The sequence below is a fragment of the Janthinobacterium agaricidamnosum genome, assembly GCF_003667705.1.
GTDB lineage: Bacteria > Pseudomonadota > Gammaproteobacteria > Burkholderiales > Burkholderiaceae_D > Janthinobacterium.
The window spans coordinates 3,358,943-3,373,747 of sequence record NZ_CP033019.1 but is presented as its reverse complement, the minus strand read 5'-3'; the positions used below and the strand labels follow the sequence as shown (position 1 = coordinate 3,373,747).

At 66.2% G+C, this 14,805-nt stretch carries 15 protein-coding genes; 10 read left to right on the top strand and 5 right to left on the bottom strand.

Annotation, left to right across the window (positions count from 1 at the left end; translation table 11 throughout):
* Nucleotides 1-108 precede the first annotated feature (108 nt).
* The gene (locus tag D9M09_RS15280) at nt 109-450 is read left to right on the top strand and encodes a FlxA-like family protein (protein WP_162995708.1); all 342 of its coding nucleotides are present in this window, start codon (nt 109-111) and stop codon (nt 448-450) included.
* A gap of 32 nt (nt 451-482) precedes the next feature.
* Here the strand turns inward: D9M09_RS15280 and D9M09_RS15275 are convergent, their stop codons facing one another.
* Together D9M09_RS15275 and D9M09_RS15270 are read right to left on the bottom strand one after the other, a co-directional pair.
* Entirely contained in the window at nt 483-1,970 is a 1,488-nt protein-coding gene (locus D9M09_RS15275; RefSeq protein WP_121669788.1) for a sensor histidine kinase, read from the bottom strand.
* A gap of 2 nt (nt 1,971-1,972) precedes the next feature.
* Complete coding sequence (locus D9M09_RS15270; protein ID WP_070224464.1) at nt 1,973-2,662, bottom strand: response regulator transcription factor; 690 nt, start codon at nt 2,660-2,662, stop codon at nt 1,973-1,975.
* 193 nt (nt 2,663-2,855) lie between these two features.
* Between D9M09_RS15270 and D9M09_RS15265 the strand changes: the two genes are divergently transcribed.
* Genes D9M09_RS15265 through D9M09_RS15260 form a run of 3 tightly spaced genes read left to right on the top strand, consistent with a single transcriptional unit; the run spans nt 2,856 to nt 4,360 of the window.
* Complete coding sequence (locus D9M09_RS15265) at nt 2,856-3,359, top strand: Spy/CpxP family protein refolding chaperone (RefSeq protein ID WP_121669787.1); 504 nt, start codon at nt 2,856-2,858, stop codon at nt 3,357-3,359.
* Nucleotides 3,360-3,389: 30 nt separating this feature from the next.
* Nucleotides 3,390-3,560 carry a hypothetical protein gene (locus tag D9M09_RS29065; RefSeq protein WP_162995707.1) on the top strand — a complete coding sequence of 57 codons (171 nt, stop codon included), beginning with the start codon at nt 3,390-3,392 and terminating at the stop codon, nt 3,558-3,560.
* Entirely contained in the window at nt 3,518-4,360 is an 843-nt protein-coding gene (locus tag D9M09_RS15260) for an intradiol ring-cleavage dioxygenase (RefSeq protein ID WP_121669786.1), read from the top strand. Before D9M09_RS29065 ends, D9M09_RS15260 begins: the two co-directional genes overlap by 43 nt.
* Here D9M09_RS15260 and D9M09_RS15255 read toward each other — a convergent pair.
* The 3 genes from D9M09_RS15255 to D9M09_RS29060 all read right to left on the bottom strand — a co-directional run bounded on the left by D9M09_RS15255 (nt 4,357) and on the right by D9M09_RS29060 (nt 8,005).
* The gene (locus D9M09_RS15255; protein ID WP_070291603.1) at nt 4,357-5,805 is read right to left on the bottom strand and encodes a DUF1501 domain-containing protein; all 1,449 of its coding nucleotides are present in this window, start codon (nt 5,803-5,805) and stop codon (nt 4,357-4,359) included. The two genes, D9M09_RS15260 and D9M09_RS15255, sit on opposite strands and share 4 nt — an antisense overlap.
* A 9-nt stretch (nt 5,806-5,814) precedes the next feature.
* Complete coding sequence (locus tag D9M09_RS15250; RefSeq protein WP_121669785.1) at nt 5,815-7,590, bottom strand: DUF1800 domain-containing protein; 1,776 nt, start codon at nt 7,588-7,590, stop codon at nt 5,815-5,817.
* A gap of 67 nt (nt 7,591-7,657) precedes the next feature.
* Nucleotides 7,658-8,005 (bottom strand): hypothetical protein, encoded by a 348-nt coding sequence (locus D9M09_RS29060; RefSeq protein WP_162995706.1) that lies wholly within the window; start codon nt 8,003-8,005, stop codon nt 7,658-7,660.
* On the opposite strand from D9M09_RS29060, the gene D9M09_RS15245 reads away from it, so the two are divergent.
* The 6 genes from D9M09_RS15245 (at nt 8,004) to D9M09_RS15215 (ending at nt 14,767) form a co-directional block, all read left to right on the top strand.
* Entirely contained in the window at nt 8,004-8,570 is a 567-nt protein-coding gene (locus D9M09_RS15245; protein ID WP_070224459.1) for a hypothetical protein, read from the top strand. The two genes, D9M09_RS29060 and D9M09_RS15245, sit on opposite strands and share 2 nt — an antisense overlap.
* 63 nt (nt 8,571-8,633) lie before the next feature.
* Nucleotides 8,634-9,365 (top strand): hypothetical protein, encoded by a 732-nt coding sequence (locus D9M09_RS15240; RefSeq protein WP_121669784.1) that lies wholly within the window; start codon nt 8,634-8,636, stop codon nt 9,363-9,365.
* 55 nt (nt 9,366-9,420) lie between these two features.
* Nucleotides 9,421-10,725 carry a hypothetical protein gene (locus tag D9M09_RS29680; protein ID WP_368858626.1) on the top strand — a complete coding sequence of 435 codons (1,305 nt, stop codon included), beginning with the start codon at nt 9,421-9,423 and terminating at the stop codon, nt 10,723-10,725.
* Nucleotides 10,726-10,735: 10 nt separating this feature from the next.
* Nucleotides 10,736-12,886 (top strand): hypothetical protein, encoded by a 2,151-nt coding sequence (locus D9M09_RS15225; protein ID WP_121669783.1) that lies wholly within the window; start codon nt 10,736-10,738, stop codon nt 12,884-12,886.
* 20 nt (nt 12,887-12,906) lie between these two features.
* The gene (locus D9M09_RS15220; RefSeq protein ID WP_121669782.1) at nt 12,907-13,953 is read left to right on the top strand and encodes an aminotransferase class I/II-fold pyridoxal phosphate-dependent enzyme; all 1,047 of its coding nucleotides are present in this window, start codon (nt 12,907-12,909) and stop codon (nt 13,951-13,953) included.
* On the top strand, nt 13,937-14,767 hold the full coding sequence (locus tag D9M09_RS15215) for a GIY-YIG nuclease family protein (RefSeq protein ID WP_121669781.1): 831 nt from the start codon (nt 13,937-13,939) through the stop codon (nt 14,765-14,767). Before D9M09_RS15220 ends, D9M09_RS15215 begins: the two co-directional genes overlap by 17 nt.
* Nucleotides 14,768-14,805 lie beyond the last annotated feature (38 nt).

Sequence of the window (14,805 nt, the reverse complement as noted above, 5' to 3'; positions counted from 1 at the left end):
ATGGTGCGCGCGGCGTCTTTACATGGCTTTACCCGCCTTTACACTTGCCGCCCTGTATTGAGTACCTTGCGCGCCGATAATAAGGTGTTGAATAATCAGGGAGGCAATATGGTAGCGGCAATCGGTTCCGGCAGCGCAGTCGGCGCGGCCGGCAGCGCCAGTGCGGGCAGCAGTGCGCAGATCGCGGCGCTGCAAAAGCAGATCACGGCGGCGCAAAAACAGTTGACGGAGTCACAGAAGGGCGAGCAGACGGACGCGTCGCAAAAGCTGCAGCAGCAGCTGGCGCAGCAAATCCAGGCCTTGCAGGCGCAAATTGCCCAGCTACAGGCGGCGGCCGCGCAGCAGGCGGCGCAAGGCGAATCCCAAACGGCCAGCAGTGCCGAGACCGTGGCGAGTCCCGCCAGGTCAAGCGCGTCGACCCTGGGCAGCATCATCGATACGCAGGCGTAACAACACATCCACGCGCCAGGCTCGCCGACAGGTCAGCCTGGCGTTTTGACGGGTAGCAGCATTTCCACGCACAAGCCGCCACCGCTGCGCAAGCTGGCCCCGATGCGGCCGCCATGGGCGTTGATGACGTGCCGGGCGATAGCCAGGCCCAGGCCGTGTCCATCCGTGCTGTGCTGGGTATTACTGGCGCGGAAGAACGGTTCAAAAATGCGCGCCAGGTCCGCGCCAGCCACGCCGGGGCCCCGGTCCAGCACGGCGATGCGCAGCCAGTCGGACATGCGCGACAGTTCCACTTCCACCGTGCCGCCATCGGGGCTGTGCTTGACGGCGTTGCGCACCACGTTTTCCACGGCGCGCGCCAGCAATTCTGGCTGGCCCGTGACGCTGGCGTCGGGCATGGCCGCATCGCCCGCCAGTTCGACGTTCAACTGGCGTGCCCGCGCCTCATAGCGGGCGTCGTCCACGATGTCGTGCACGAGGTCGGCGATGCTGACGTCTTCGCTGTGCATGTGCCCGGCTCCCGTTTGCCCGGCGCCGGCTTCCAGCCGTGACAGCGTCAGCAGTTCACCGATCAGTTTATCCATGCGTTCGCTTTCGCGTTCGATGCGCTGCATCGAGGCGGCCATCTTTTCCGGCTGCTGGTGCGCCAGGCCGATGGCGGCCTGCAGGCGTGCCAGCGGCGAGCGCAACTCGTGCGAGACGTCATGCAGCAGACGTGTCTGGCTATCCATGAGGCTGCGCAAGCGGCCCGTCATGCGGTCGAAATCGCGGCCCAGGTCCGTCAATTCATCGCCGCGCTTGCCGCTGGCGTGAAAACGCGGCGCCAGATTGCCGTGCGAGGCGGCCTCGAACGCTTGCCGCAGGTCGCGGATGGGGCGCGCAAAATACCAGGCCAGCAGGAAAGAAAACAGCAGGCTGGCGGCAATGGCCGCCCCCAGGGGAATGAAGGTGCGGTAGGGCGTGTCCATGCGCGGGGGCGGGCCGCGGCCGAATTCGCCGCGTGGCGGCGCAGTGCCCGCTTCGTGGGGCCGTGGACCGGCTCCCATGGCGCGCGGGCCGCTCAGGGTGACGGCATTGAGGGTGTCGCGCGCGGCGCCCGCTTCGGCATTGCGGAAGCGTTCGGACGAGGGCAGGAACAGCAGATAGCGCTGGCCGTCGCTGCCGGTGACCGTGCGCACGACGGGATGGGCCTGGCTTTGCTCCAGCATGGCGCGCGCCTTGGCCAGCATGGCGGGATGCACCGCGCGGCCCATCAGTTCGTGTCCGCGCGCATCGACGGCAAACACGCGCATGCGCTCGAGCTTGCTCAGGAATTGCCGCAAGGCCTGGCTGCCGCCCGCTTCCAGGGTGGCGCTGGCGGCCTCGATGATCATTTGCGCGGGCGGACTGGTGTCGATGTCGAGGGCCCGCTCCTGCTGTGCCGCCCGGTTTTTCAGCCAGAAGGTGCCGCCGATGCCGATGGTGGCCGTCACTTGCGCCAGCATGATGCACAGAAAAAACTTCCAGAACAGACGGCCCACGCTTACTCCTTGATCAGCTGGTAGCCGAGACGGTACACGGTCTGCAGGCAGGAGCGGCCATCGGCCAGGCTGCCCAGTTTGCGGCGCAGGCTGCTCAAGTGCACGTCGATATTGCGGTCGAAGCGGGCCATGGGACGGCCCAGACCCAGTTCCGATAATTGATTCTTGCTTACGGGCTTGCCCGCATGGCGCACCAGCACTTCCAGCAAGTTGAATTCCGTGCTCGTCAGCTCCAGGTGCGCGCCGGCCCAGGAAACGCGGCGCTGTTCCGGCCACATCGTCAGTTGCCCTACGGTGAGCGGCGCCAGACCCGAGCTGTCGTGCGGCGCCGCCTGCGCGCGGCGCAGGATGGCGCGGATGCGCGCCGTCAGCTCGCGCGGCGTGCACGGTTTCGTCACGTAATCGTCGGCGCCCAGCTCCAGGCCCACGATACGGTCCGTATCGTCGCCGCGCGCCGTCAGCATCAGGATGGGCAGATTGCTGCCGGCGCGGATGCGGCGCAGGGTTTCCAGTCCATTCATGCGCGGCATCATGACGTCGAGGATGGCGATGGCGTACAGGCCCGTCAGCGCCTCGGCCGCGCCGCTTTCGCCGTCATGCACGGCGCGGGCATCGAAACCTTCCTGCGTCAGGTATTCCTGGAACATGCCGACCAGTTCCACGTCGTCATCGATTAACAAAACCTTGCTCATGCCTGTGCTTTTTTCGGGTGAATATCGCCCGATGATAGCAGTCAACAGGCGCGGTTCAGGGCCCTTTTACCCGCTTTTACATACGTCCGCTTACATTTGCGCAGCTTCCTTTACACGCTTTTACGCGGCCCTGACGTTGCTTTACACGCCAGACGCCGACAATCAGCGCTGATCTCCACGAAAGGAACGCCCGATGAAATACCTGAGTATTGCCGTATCCCTGTTGCTGCTGTGCGCCTGCAGCATGCCGCTGCTCGCCCTGGCCCAGCAGGACGCTGCGCCGTCCGGCCCGCCGCCGCGCGCCATGCCGGGGCCGCCGTCCGGCTTCCGTCACGGCCCAGGCGGACCCGGCGCGCCAGGCTTGCCGCCGTTCCTGCATGGCATCGACCTGAGCGAAGCGCAGCAGGATAAAATTTTTGCCGCCACCTACGCCCAGGCGCCCTTGCTGCGGGAACAGGAAAAGATCGCTTTCAAGGCCCACGAGCAGCTGCGCGCGCTGGCCGCCTCCAGCGCCTACGATGATGCGCAAGCCAGCGCGCTGGCGAACACGGCGGCGCAAGCCATGGCGAAGATCAGCTTGCAGCATGCGCGGCTGGAGCAGCAATTGCTGGCCGTGCTGACGCCGGCACAGCGCCAGCAGGCGCTGCAGCGGCACGACAGCCGCCAGGGTCCGCGCGACCTCCGGCGCTCCGAGTAAGCGGCAGGCGCGAGCGCAGGGAGAGCCAGCATGCGCATCCATGCCTTGCGTCCGGGCAGCAGCTTGCAGGCGCTCTCGCGCCATGCGACGCAGGCGCTGTACCTGTGCGCCAGCCTGAATCCCGCCTTGGCGGGCTTGCCCCACTTGATGGAATATCTATGGAACTACATGATCACGGTCTGGCATCCGACCTCGAAATGATGCGGCAACAGGCGGCCGAGCGGCGACAGGTGCTGCGCTGGCTGCTGGCCGGCGCCGCCACCTTGCCCCTGATGAGCTGCGGCGGCGGGTCGGACGCCAGCGGCGCGGCGGCAGGCAGCGCCGCCGCTGGGGTCACGACACCCAGCACGGGCGCATGCACAGTGATTCCCGAGGAAACGGGCGGGCCGTATCCTGCCGATGGCACGAACACCTATGGCGGCAGCATCATTAACGTGCTGAACCAGTCGGGTGTCGTGCGCAGCGATATCCGCGCCAGTTTTAACGGCGCCACGGGTGTGGCGGCGGGTGTGCCGCTCACCATCAAGCTGCAGTTGCTTAACGCCAGCGGCAGCTGCGCCAGCCTGGCCGGTTACGCCGTGTATGTATGGCATTGCGACCGCGACGGCCTGTATTCGCTGTATTCGAGCGGCGTGACGGCGCAAAATTACCTGCGCGGCGTGCAGGAAACGGACAGCGCCGGCAACCTCAGCTTCACGACGATCTTTCCCGGCTGCTATGCGGGGCGCATGCCGCACGTGCATGTCGAGGTCTATCCCAGCCTGGCCAAGGCAGCCTCTGCCTCGAACCGCATCAAGACCTCGCAGTTCACTTTTCCAATGGCAACGTTGAATGAGGCCTACACGGCCAGCGGCTACACGGCCAGCGTGCGCAACCTGGCGCAGATCAGCTATGCCAGCGACAATGTCTTCAGCGACGGCACCAGCCTGCAGATGGCCACGGTGACGGGCAATGCCACGGATGGCTACGTCGTCACGCTGACGATCGCCGTGAATGGCTAAGTTGTCGTCATGAACCCCAGGTCGCGCCGGCTGAAGTTGCCGATGTTCGGGAACACCTCGGCCAGCTGGCTGTCGGCCACGCCGAACCACTTGGCCAGCGTGGCGCCGTACTGGTCGACGGAGGTGGTCGGCAGCAGGGCGCCGGAACCGACGTCCAGCTCATGGCCCAGGCCCGTGACGGGGAAGGTGCCGTAGATGTCGCGGCCCTTGACGGCGCCGCCCACGACAAAGTGGTGCGCGCCCCAGCCGTGATCCGTGCCATCGCCGTTGCTGCTGAAGGTGCGGCCGAAGTCCGACGCCGTAAAGGTCGTCACCTGGCGCCGCAGATCCGCGCCCTGCAGGGCCGCCAGGGTCGTGTCGAAGTAGGCGAGCGCATGGGCCAGCCGGGCCATCAGGTCGGCATGCAGCGCCTTTTGCCGGTCATGCGTGTCGAAGCCGCCCAGGGTCACATAAAATACTTGCCGTTTCACCCCCAGGGCGCCGCGTCCGCCGATGATGCGCGCCACCGTCTGCAATTGCACGGCCAGCGGATTGACGCCGGACGCGCCTGTGTTCGGATTGACGTAGGGCGGGGGATTCGGCACGCCCCCCGCGCCGGCCGCCAGCATGGCGCCGCTGAGGACGCTCTGGCTGGAGATGGCGCGCCCGATCGTGGCCACATGTTCCTGTTCCATCAGGTCGCTGCCGGCCGTCGTGATGATTTCACGCAATGCCGCCGGCCCCTGCGCCGTGCCGAACAGGCTGCCGCTGAGATCGATATTGCGAATCGGCACCGCACCGGCCTGGCCCACCTGGAACTGGCGCACCTGGCGTCCGCTCAGGAACAGCGCGTTCGATGCCGCGGATACGGCCGTGAACATGGCGTTGCTGTTGCCCGCGCCAAGCAAGTCGCCCAGACGTCCGCCCCAGCCCACGCTGGCGCCTTCCGGCAGGCCCGACTGCCAGGTCGATTGCTGGTCGTTATGCGAAAAAAGCTTGGACGGCAGGGCCACGCCGCCCGCCTTATATTGCGCCAGGGTAACTGGCTGGATCAGGGTGCCCACATTGGCGACGACGGCGGCGCGGCCGTCATCGAACAGGCTTTTCAGCGGAACGAGGGAGGGATGCAGGGCAAAGCTGCGTCCCGCTTGCACGGTGGCCGGCACGATGGGCAACACGCCACCGGCTGCACCGACGGCGGGCAGGTGGATCGAATCATTGCTGCCCGTGTTGCGCAGGCGCGTGTATTCATTCCAGGACGATGTGTCGGTTGCCAGCACCGTGTTGAAGGCGTCGTTGCCACCAGCCATGAACAGGCACACGAGCGCTTTGTAGTCATCGGCCGACTGGGCGGCAGCCTGGCCCATGGCTGCCAGGTTGAGGGCGAACGGCGCGGCCGTGCTGCCGGCCAGGCTCAGCATGGAGCCGAGGAAGCGGCGGCGGGAAAAAGGGGGGAGATGGGACATGCGGCTTCCTTATTTCTGGACCAGGTATTCAGGCGAGGCCATCGACAGGAAGATGGCCAGGCGTACGCGGTAGGTTCTTGCGAGGTTGACCTGTGCGGCATTGCTGCCGGTGGCGGCCGGAATCGGCACGCTATTGACGGTGGATAGGATGGTGCCGCGCAGCTTGGTCGACATGTTGCCGGCCAAGAGCAGCAGGTCGACGCGGTCGAGCAAGGCTGCCGGCTGGTCGGCCAGGGCCAGCTCGGCCGCATAGTCCGCCTTCACCGAGGCATTTTCTCCCACGCCGCCGCTGATGGCGTCCTGGATGAAGTTCAGATAGCCGGTGACGGACGGCTCTGCCGTGATCTGCATTTCCGGCGCCACCAGACTGGCGGCGGCCAGCGGCGAATTGGGCGGGACATAGCTGGGACGGAAATAATTGAAGACGGAGGGTGCATTCATGGGATTCTGGCCCAGGCCCGTGAGCGGATCGCTCAGGTAATAGATGCGGTATTGCGAAGCTGCATCCTTGGCGTTAAAGGCGCGCATCCAGTTGCCCAGGCGTACCAGCGGTTCGCGCAATTTCCCCGTACGCAAGGTTGTGCCGGCCGGGGCCAGCGCCTCCGGATCGAGCAGCACGGCACGCAGCACCGCCTGCATGTCGCCGCGCACGCCAGCGCCATTATTGGCAAACGCGGCCGCTACCCGGCCCACATAGGCGGGGCTGGGATTGCTGGTGACGAGCCGCTGGATCAGCTGGCGGCCGAAGAAGGGGCCTGTATTCGGGTGGTTGAACAGAGTGTCGAGGGCTTGCGCCAGGTCGGCTTCGCCGGTAGTGGCGCCCGAAATACTGACTCCCAAGAAACGTTTTTCTCCGGTGGAATGGAAGGCCGTGTAATTCTGCATCGGTTTCCAGTCGCGGTCCGGATCGGCCACGCTGCCAAAGAAACGGTTAGCGGCCTGGTCTGGTCCGGCCCAGCTCCAGCCTGTCAATACTTTCGCCAGGCCGCTCACATCGTCGCGCGAGTAGGTATCGATGGGCTTGCCGCCGGACAATTTCAAGCTGCCGTCAGCGTTCAGCTGATACAGGCCGATCGTAAATAACTGCATGATTTCGCGGGCAAAATTCTCATCCGGGGTACGCGTTGCCGATTCCTTCTGATTGCGCAGGTGCGACAGATACAGACCCATCATCGGATGCGTGGCGACGCCTTGCAGCAAGGTGCGGAAGTTGCCGAAAGCATGTTGTCCCAGCATGTCGTAATAGCTGGCAACACCGCGCACGTGCGGCCACACGGCTTCGTTTTGCGTGGAAATGACGAAAATTTCCGACAAGGCAAACGCCGTGCGTTGTCGCAACTGGTCGTCGCCGCCTACGGCCTGCTGCCAGAATGATTCATAAAAATTCTGAGGCAAGGCCTTGCTGGCCGTCGTGTCCGCTGGTGGAAATTTCGCATCGAGATATTTGCGATGCAAGCTTTGCGGTCTGGAAAACTGGTACTGGAACCAGGCGTTGCTGTCGCTGGCGGCCAGTGCATCGATGGCCGCGATATTCGGCCCGAACGTGGCCCGGCCCAGGAAGCGTGACGCCTGCTGGCGCGTAAATGTCGTCACCTTCGCGGCCGGTGGCGTGGTCAGTGGGGGCGGCGGGACGGTTTCTGCGGGAACTGCCGGCTCGCCCGGCTTCATTTCCGCAGGCGGCGCCACCGTGGCGGTCGGGCTGTCGCCGCCACCGCCACCACAGGCGTTCAGCAAACTCAGAAGTGTTACAGCAGCCAGCAAGCGGCGCAAAGTAGGATGGATCATTTAGTTTCTTTGTGGCAATCAAAATCTGACCTCGTTATTGTATTGCCTGCCTACTGAAAGTGCGTGCTCAAAAGAACATTTGCGTCTTGTCTATTTTTCGATTTAATGCATTTTTGACCGATGTTAAGTGATTTTTTATAGTATTTTGATGAACTTTATTTTTTACAAATGGAAAAATATTTTTACGCGAACGCCTGCTTGTGGTCGATAGGCGACGTAATAAATTCCCTCTAATTAAGCTTGTTTGAAAGCTCATGGACAGGGCGAAAACAGCTTCGCCGGAAACCATGGTTTTTATCGCATCGGCGAAAAGGCGTTCGCCGTCGCGTCCCGTTTTTCCCCTGCACCCGGCTGGCATGGCCCTTGCGTCAGGGAGGCATGGACCACCTGCCCGCCTTTCACCGGAGCCTGTCATGACCAGCCGCCTGCTCGCCTATCGTCCCGAAATGGAATTGCCGGAAGCGCCGGGCGTGCTGTCCCTGCAGCACGAAGATGAGCTGGCACTGGCGGCGCAGTTGCTGGAATTGCAGGCGCCGTCCCAGTTCGACGCGTTCCTGGCGCGCCAGTTGGGCGCCACCGCGGCGGGCCAGCAAGTGCGCGGCACGCCGCTGGAAGGGCCGCTGCGCCAGCTGCTGGGCAAGGTGGTGGCGCCCCTGCTGCCCCTGCATGGCGGTTCGCCGCAGGCGCTCAAGCGGCGCGCTGCGGGCATCTTCGGCATGGAACTGGAGGGCTTGAGCCCGGAAGACAAGGAATTCGAACTGGCGCGCCAGGTCGTGCATCTGATCGATGCCGTCAATACGGCGCTGACGCAGGACGGCGGCACGGGCGCGCGCGCGCCCAGGGCGCGGGTGGAAACGGCCCTGTTGCAAGTGGCACGCAGCGTGGCGCCAGGCTTGCTCAGGCAGGCGGCGCAAGCGCCAGGACCGGACGGTGGCCGCTGGCGCCGCGAGGGCGGGCACATCGTCGTGCTCGATTGTTAGCCGGACGGCCAGTCTGTCCGGCGCTGTAGTGTCAACCGAGGTGCTAACTTTTAGGAGCTCATCATGCATGACTTAGATCGTACGACCCTGGAATACGGGCAGGAGATGTCCGGCTTTGAAGCGGAACAGTTCGAGTTTGGCCAGGGCGAGTGGAGCGGCGAGGGTGGCGCGAGCGCCATGTTTTCCGAAGCCGAGGAAATGGAACTGGCCAATGAACTGCTGTCGGTCAGCAATGAAGCCGAACTGGAACAGTTCCTCGGCAATTTCCTGCGCAAGGCCGCCTCGGTGGCGGGCGGCATCATCAAGTCGCCCGTGGGCCAGGCCATCGGCGGCGTGCTCAAGGGTGTAGCGAAAAAGGCGATTCCCCTGGCCGGTGGCGCCATCGGCGGCTATTTCGGCGGCCCGCTGGGCGCCAAGATCGGCAGCGGCCTCGCTTCCGCGGCCGGCAGCGCGCTGGGGCTGGAAGCGGAAGCGTCGTCGAATGAGGACCGCGAGTTCGAGGGCGCCAAGCAGTTCGTGCGCCTGGCCGCCGACACCGTCAACCGCGCCGCGCAGGCACGCGGTTCGGGCGACCCGCGCGCCATCGCCCAGGCGGCTGCCAGCGCGGCGGCGCGCCAGTTCGCGCCCGGCCTGCTGGGCCGCCCCGGCAGCCAGGTCGCCACGCAGAACGGCAGTGGCGCCGCTGCGGGCGGGGCCATGGCGCAGGGCGGCGCGGCAAGGGGCTCGGCGGGCATGCGCCCCTCCAGCGGGCGCTGGGCGCGCCAGGGCCACAAGATCGTCCTGTACGGCGTCTGACATCATGGCCATCGGCGCTTATGCTGCCTGGATGCTGGCGCAGGAGGCGCGCTCGCTGCTGACGCGTCTGGCGCGGCTGGAACCGTTCGCGCTGATCGAGCCGACGGTGCTGGCGGCCGCCCTGATGCCCAGCGCCCAGTCGGCCATCGAAAGCCAGCTGGTGCAGGGCCGGCGTGAATTGCGGCGCATGGTGGCCCAGTTCCAGCACTGGCTGCGGCGCGAGCACGCCGATGGCGCCAGCATGGCCACCGCCGCCGAGGCGCAGCGCCGCTTCACCTTTCTGCGCCTGAAATTCAATGCCGCGCTGACCCAGTTCGACCTGTTCAACGAAGTCATCACGCAGCGCAGCGAGCACAAGACGGGCGTCTGGCTGGCCGGTCTCGACATCGTTGCCGCCGATGCGCTGGCGCTGCCCGGCAATGTGTACCAGGCGCCGCCCGTGATCTGCTACCTGGACCGGGGGCCGGGCGCCGCCATCCGCCGCGCGCGCACGCGCCTGCCGGGCGGCGGCGACAATCCCGTCGCCATCATCCGCCTGCCGCGCGAACGCATGATCGGCAGCAGCATCGCCTCGTCGCTGGTGCACGAGGTGGGCCACCAGGGCGCGGCGCTGCTGGACCTGGTGGCGTCCTTGCGGCCCGTGCTGCAAGCCATGCAGCACGGCGGCAGCGGTCTGGTGCACGTGTGGCAGCTGTGGGAGCGGTGGATTTCCGAGATCGTGGCCGACTTCTGGTCGCTGGCGCGGGTCGGCGTGGCCGCCACCCTGGGCCTGATCGGCGTGGTCAGCCTGCCGCGCGTGTTTGTCTTCCGCCTCAATATCGACGATCCCCATCCGGTGCCATGGCTGCGGGTGCGCCTGAGCTGTGCCATGGGACGGGCCTTGTATCCGCATCCGCAATGGGACCGGCTGGAGCAGCTGTGGCTGTCGTACTACCCGCTGACCGGCCTGCCGCCGGCCCGGCAGCGGCTGCTGGAGCAGCTGCAGGCCAGCATGGCGGCCCTCGTGGGCTTGCTGGTGCAGCACCGGCCACCGGCCTTGCGCGGCGGCTCGCTGGTCGAAGCCATGGCCGTGCACACGCGCCAGCCCGCCATGCTGGCGCAGCTGTTTCGCAGCTGGACCCTGGCGCCGGCGCAGATGTACCAGGCCGCGCCGACCCTGGTGTTCGCCGTGCTGGGCCAGGCGCGCGCCAGCGGTACCTTGAGTCCGGAAGACGAAAGCGAGCTGCTGGGGCGTTTGCTGACCCACTGGGCCTTGCGCAGCACCCTGGACACGTCGGAGCTGTGCGCCGACGTCGTGCGGCATGGCCGCCAGTCCGGCAGGTTGCTGCCGCCCCTGGCATCCCGTTTGATTATCCATTGAGGAGAACGACATGAGCAGCAAGATGAGCAGCAAAAGCAGAGGGGCGGGCCAGGCGGGTCCGAAACACCACGGCGGCAGCATCGCGGTCACCGTACACGAGCAGGACAGCGGGGCCATGGTCGTCAATGCCGCCATCAGCCTGTACCGGGGAGCCGAGGCGGATTGCCACAACTTCAATGCCGCCACCTGGGTGCCTGATCCCGCCATGCTGGTGGGCGTGCGCTGGACGGATGGGCGTGGCGGCACCGTGTTTACCGACCTGATGACGGGCAGTTACGTGGGGGTGTATGGCAATTTCCCCGCCACGGCGCCCCAGTGCGTGACGGTGCAGGCCGGCTGCAGCGCCGTATTGTGCTTCACGCCCCAACTCAACCCGCAGGTGACGCTGGCGTTTGAAACGGCCGACTGCCATCCCAGCGACTGTCAGTTCGGCAGGGTGGGCGACCGCGCCATCGCCACCGTCTCGTTTGACGGCGATCAGAGCGCCGACGGGCGCGACCAGGTGCAACTGCTGGCCGCCGCGCCGTGGGTGCCCATGCGCGGTACGCCGAACGCGTTTTCCACGCCAGTGCGGCGCGCCGGCATGCACCGCTTCATGGGACAGATGATGCTGTCGCAGCGTCCCGAACTGCGCAACGCCTTGCCCGTGCCGGAAGGGCTGAGCCCGCACGCCATGCTGGCGCTCGACGCGGAATACGAGACGGAAGAGCGCCAGCCGCAGCCCATCACGGGCAACGTGGGCGTGTCGCTGACGCGCACGGAAACGGAGCCGACGGAAGACTTGCCGCTGTGGACCCTGATACGCAACAGTACCGAGGCGATGTCGTTTACCAACTACCTGCATTTTATGGACAGCCTGTTTTGCGGCGACCTGGCCAGCGTACGGGGTTTCGAGCAGGAACGCTTCGTGAAAAAGGCCGACATGTTCCAGCAGCTCAAGCAGCGCCGCGCGCTGCCGTTTTCCGATGCCGACTCCTACCGCGTGCTGAAAGTGGCGACGGAAGCGTTCGTGATGGTCAATTGCGGCGTGCTGAACCAGCCGCTGGCCTTCAATCCGGCCGAGGACAACGCCTACCTGGACCGCCGCGACATACCGCAAGGGCGCGACCTGGAAACCGTGCTGCGCCACGACTACCTGGAAAACGTCGACGGCTTCCAGACCTTGCCCTACCTGGCCGTGATCCGCCGCAAGCTGCCCGACATCCCCATCAGCATCCCGCGCGGCCAGGAAGGCGAGGTCGACCTGTGCTTTGGCATCATCCAGGAAAAGCTGGCCAATCCTTGTCTGCTGGAACTGATCTGGTCGTACTGGCATGAAGAGGGCATGCTGGTGCAGACCATGAACGCCATCGCGCAGCGCTTCCAGAACTTGCGCGCGCCGGGCAACCATCTCGATCCTTTGTCGAACACGGAAATCGACATGCTGCGTCCGCTGAATAATTTACTGTGGGGATACACGCAGGATGAACAGCATCGGCTGACCGTGATGCGCCGGAACTACGAGTATGACCATCACTACGGTGTGCGCCTGGACGGCAAGGCAGTGCAGCATTTCCGGCCAGCCGACAGCCGCTCGAAATTCCTGGAAGCCTTCCACCACTTGCTGCGCCTGCTGACCTCGTTCTACAAGCAGGATGACGACACCACCGTGAAGGCGGATGCCTTCCCCGTGTTGAATGCACTCAAGGAGATCCACCTGATCCTGTCGCAGGGCGCGCACAACCAGTTCGGCGACTTGCCGTCGACGGCGCGCATCGAGATGCTGATGCAGCAATGGATGCTGGCGCGGCCAGAATTCCGCGAATTTTTGCCCACGCGCGTGATGGTGGCGTATCCGGAACCGTGGATGGACAGGGTCGACGCCATGAAGAAACTGCAGGGCTGGACGGACACGAGCGTCATGCATTTCCGTAACCTGGCCATCTTTGGCGAGCAATTGCTGCTTTCCGTGCGTTACGGCAACTGGAGCGATATCTATGAACCGACCCAGGCATTCAACTGGGCGCGCTTCTGGCGGCCGCAAGTGCAAGGCTATATCCATGGCTACCGCGCCGCCACGGGGGTCGATCTGTCCGTCGACAGCAGCGACCCGGTGGTCGAATCGACGATGCCTTCGGTGTTGCTGCGCCAGCGCCTGAGCCAGCAGCTGCGCAGCGTCTAGGGCGGGAGCGGGGCGCGTGCATGCTCGACTTTACCAGTGCCCTGTACCTGGGCATGCGCCATCCGGCGGCCTCGCTGACGCCGTGGAGCAGCCTGACCCTGGGCCAGCCGGCCGCGCTGCGGGAGCCGCCGGGCGCGCAAGCGCTGGCCGCGGACTTGGCTGCGTTGCAAGGCTGCGAGGCCGCTTGCGTGCTGCCGTCGACCCTGCACCTGTTCTGGGACCTGTTCGGCATGCTGGCTGCCGAGCGGCTGGTGATCCTCGTCGATGGCGGCAGCTATGCCATCGCGCGCTGGGGCGCCGAGCGGGCGCAGGCGCTGGGCTTGCCGCTGCGCTTGTTTCCCAGCGGCGATATGGCGGCGCTGCGGCGCCTGGCGGCGGCCTGGGGCAGGCAGGGGCGGCGTCCGTTGATCCTGGCCGACGGCTATGTGCCGGGCAGCGACCAGGTCTTGCCGCTGGCCGCTTATGCGGCCCTGGCGCGCCAGGGCGGCGGCTATCTGCTGCTGGACGATACACAGGTGCTGGGCGTGGCGGGCGCGCAAGGCGGCGGCTCGGCGCGGCTGCACGGCTTGCAGGGCGCTTGCGACGAGGCGGGCGGCCATTTGATCGTCGGCGCCTCGCTGGCCAAGGGCTTTGGCGTGCCGCTGGCCGTGCTGGCGGGCAGCGGCGGCCTGTTGCAGCGCTTTGCGGCGCACAGCCAGACGCGCGTGCATGCCAGTCCGCCGTCGGCCGCCGTGCTGGCGGCCGCGCGGCGTGCCGTGGCGCTCAATGCGCGCCACGGCGACGCGCTGCGCGCGAGGCTGGCGGACAGGGTGGCGCAATGGAGGACGGGGATGGCGGCGTCTGGCATCGCTTGCCGGGGCGGCAGCTTTCCCGTGCAGCGCCTGCCCGGACGCGCCCACTTGCAGCCAGCCTTGCGCGCGGCGGGCGTGCTGGCGCTGGCGCAAGCGGGGGAAGGTCCCGGGGCGCTGACTTTTCTGCTGCGGGCCGATCAGACGCCCGGGCAACTGGAGCAGGCGATGAATTTGCTTGAACATCACACGAGGAGGCGATATGAACGACGCGTTTGAAATGCTGCCCTTTGCGGGGCAAGCGGCAGCGGCAGGTGAGTACGAGTGGGAGCAGGAGCAGGAGTGGGCGCAGGAGGGGGAATCCGAGTCCGAGTGGGAGGGCGAGCGCTGGCGGCCCGGCAGCGGGCGCTATGGCGGCGGCGTGCGCGCGCGGCCCCCACTGCGCGGCCCGCGCCGCCCCATGCCGCCGCGCTACCAGGCGAATCCGGCGCGTCGGCCCCCACGCCCCGCGCCGCCGCCCTTGTCCTACCTGCCGCCGCGCTACCGGGGCTGGGGCGGCTATCCGGCCATCTATCCCACGCTTTATCCGGCGCCCTATCCCGTGGCGGAACCCGCGTTTGGAGACCAGCAGGAGCCGGAACCTGACCAGGACCAAGGGCAGGACCAGGGGCAGGACGACGGCCAGCAGCAGGGCGAAATCCCGCCGACCCTGGCCGGCACCATGGGCCGGGTGCCGGAAGCGGCCGCCCTCAATTACCTGGCGCTGGGGACGCTGGCCAATGCCTTGCGCGATCCGAATGGCCGGGGGCCGGGCCTGTATGTGATCGAATTCGATGCGGGCGGGCGCCGCCGCGCCTACAGCGGCCAGACGGACGACCTGCACCGGCGCCTGCTGCAGCACCGGCTGTGCGGCCAGATGATGGGCGTGGACCTGAGCGGGCACCAGGTGTATGTGGCGCCCCTGTCCTCGGCGGCGCAGCGGCGCCGCATCGAGCAGCGCATCCACGACGACATGTTCGCCAACCAGCGCGGCGTGCTGACCAACCAGCGGCGCGAACTGGAACTGGCCGTGCTCGGTGAAATGTGGAGCTGAATGTGGACCCGGAAGCCACGCCTTGATCATTGCGAAGG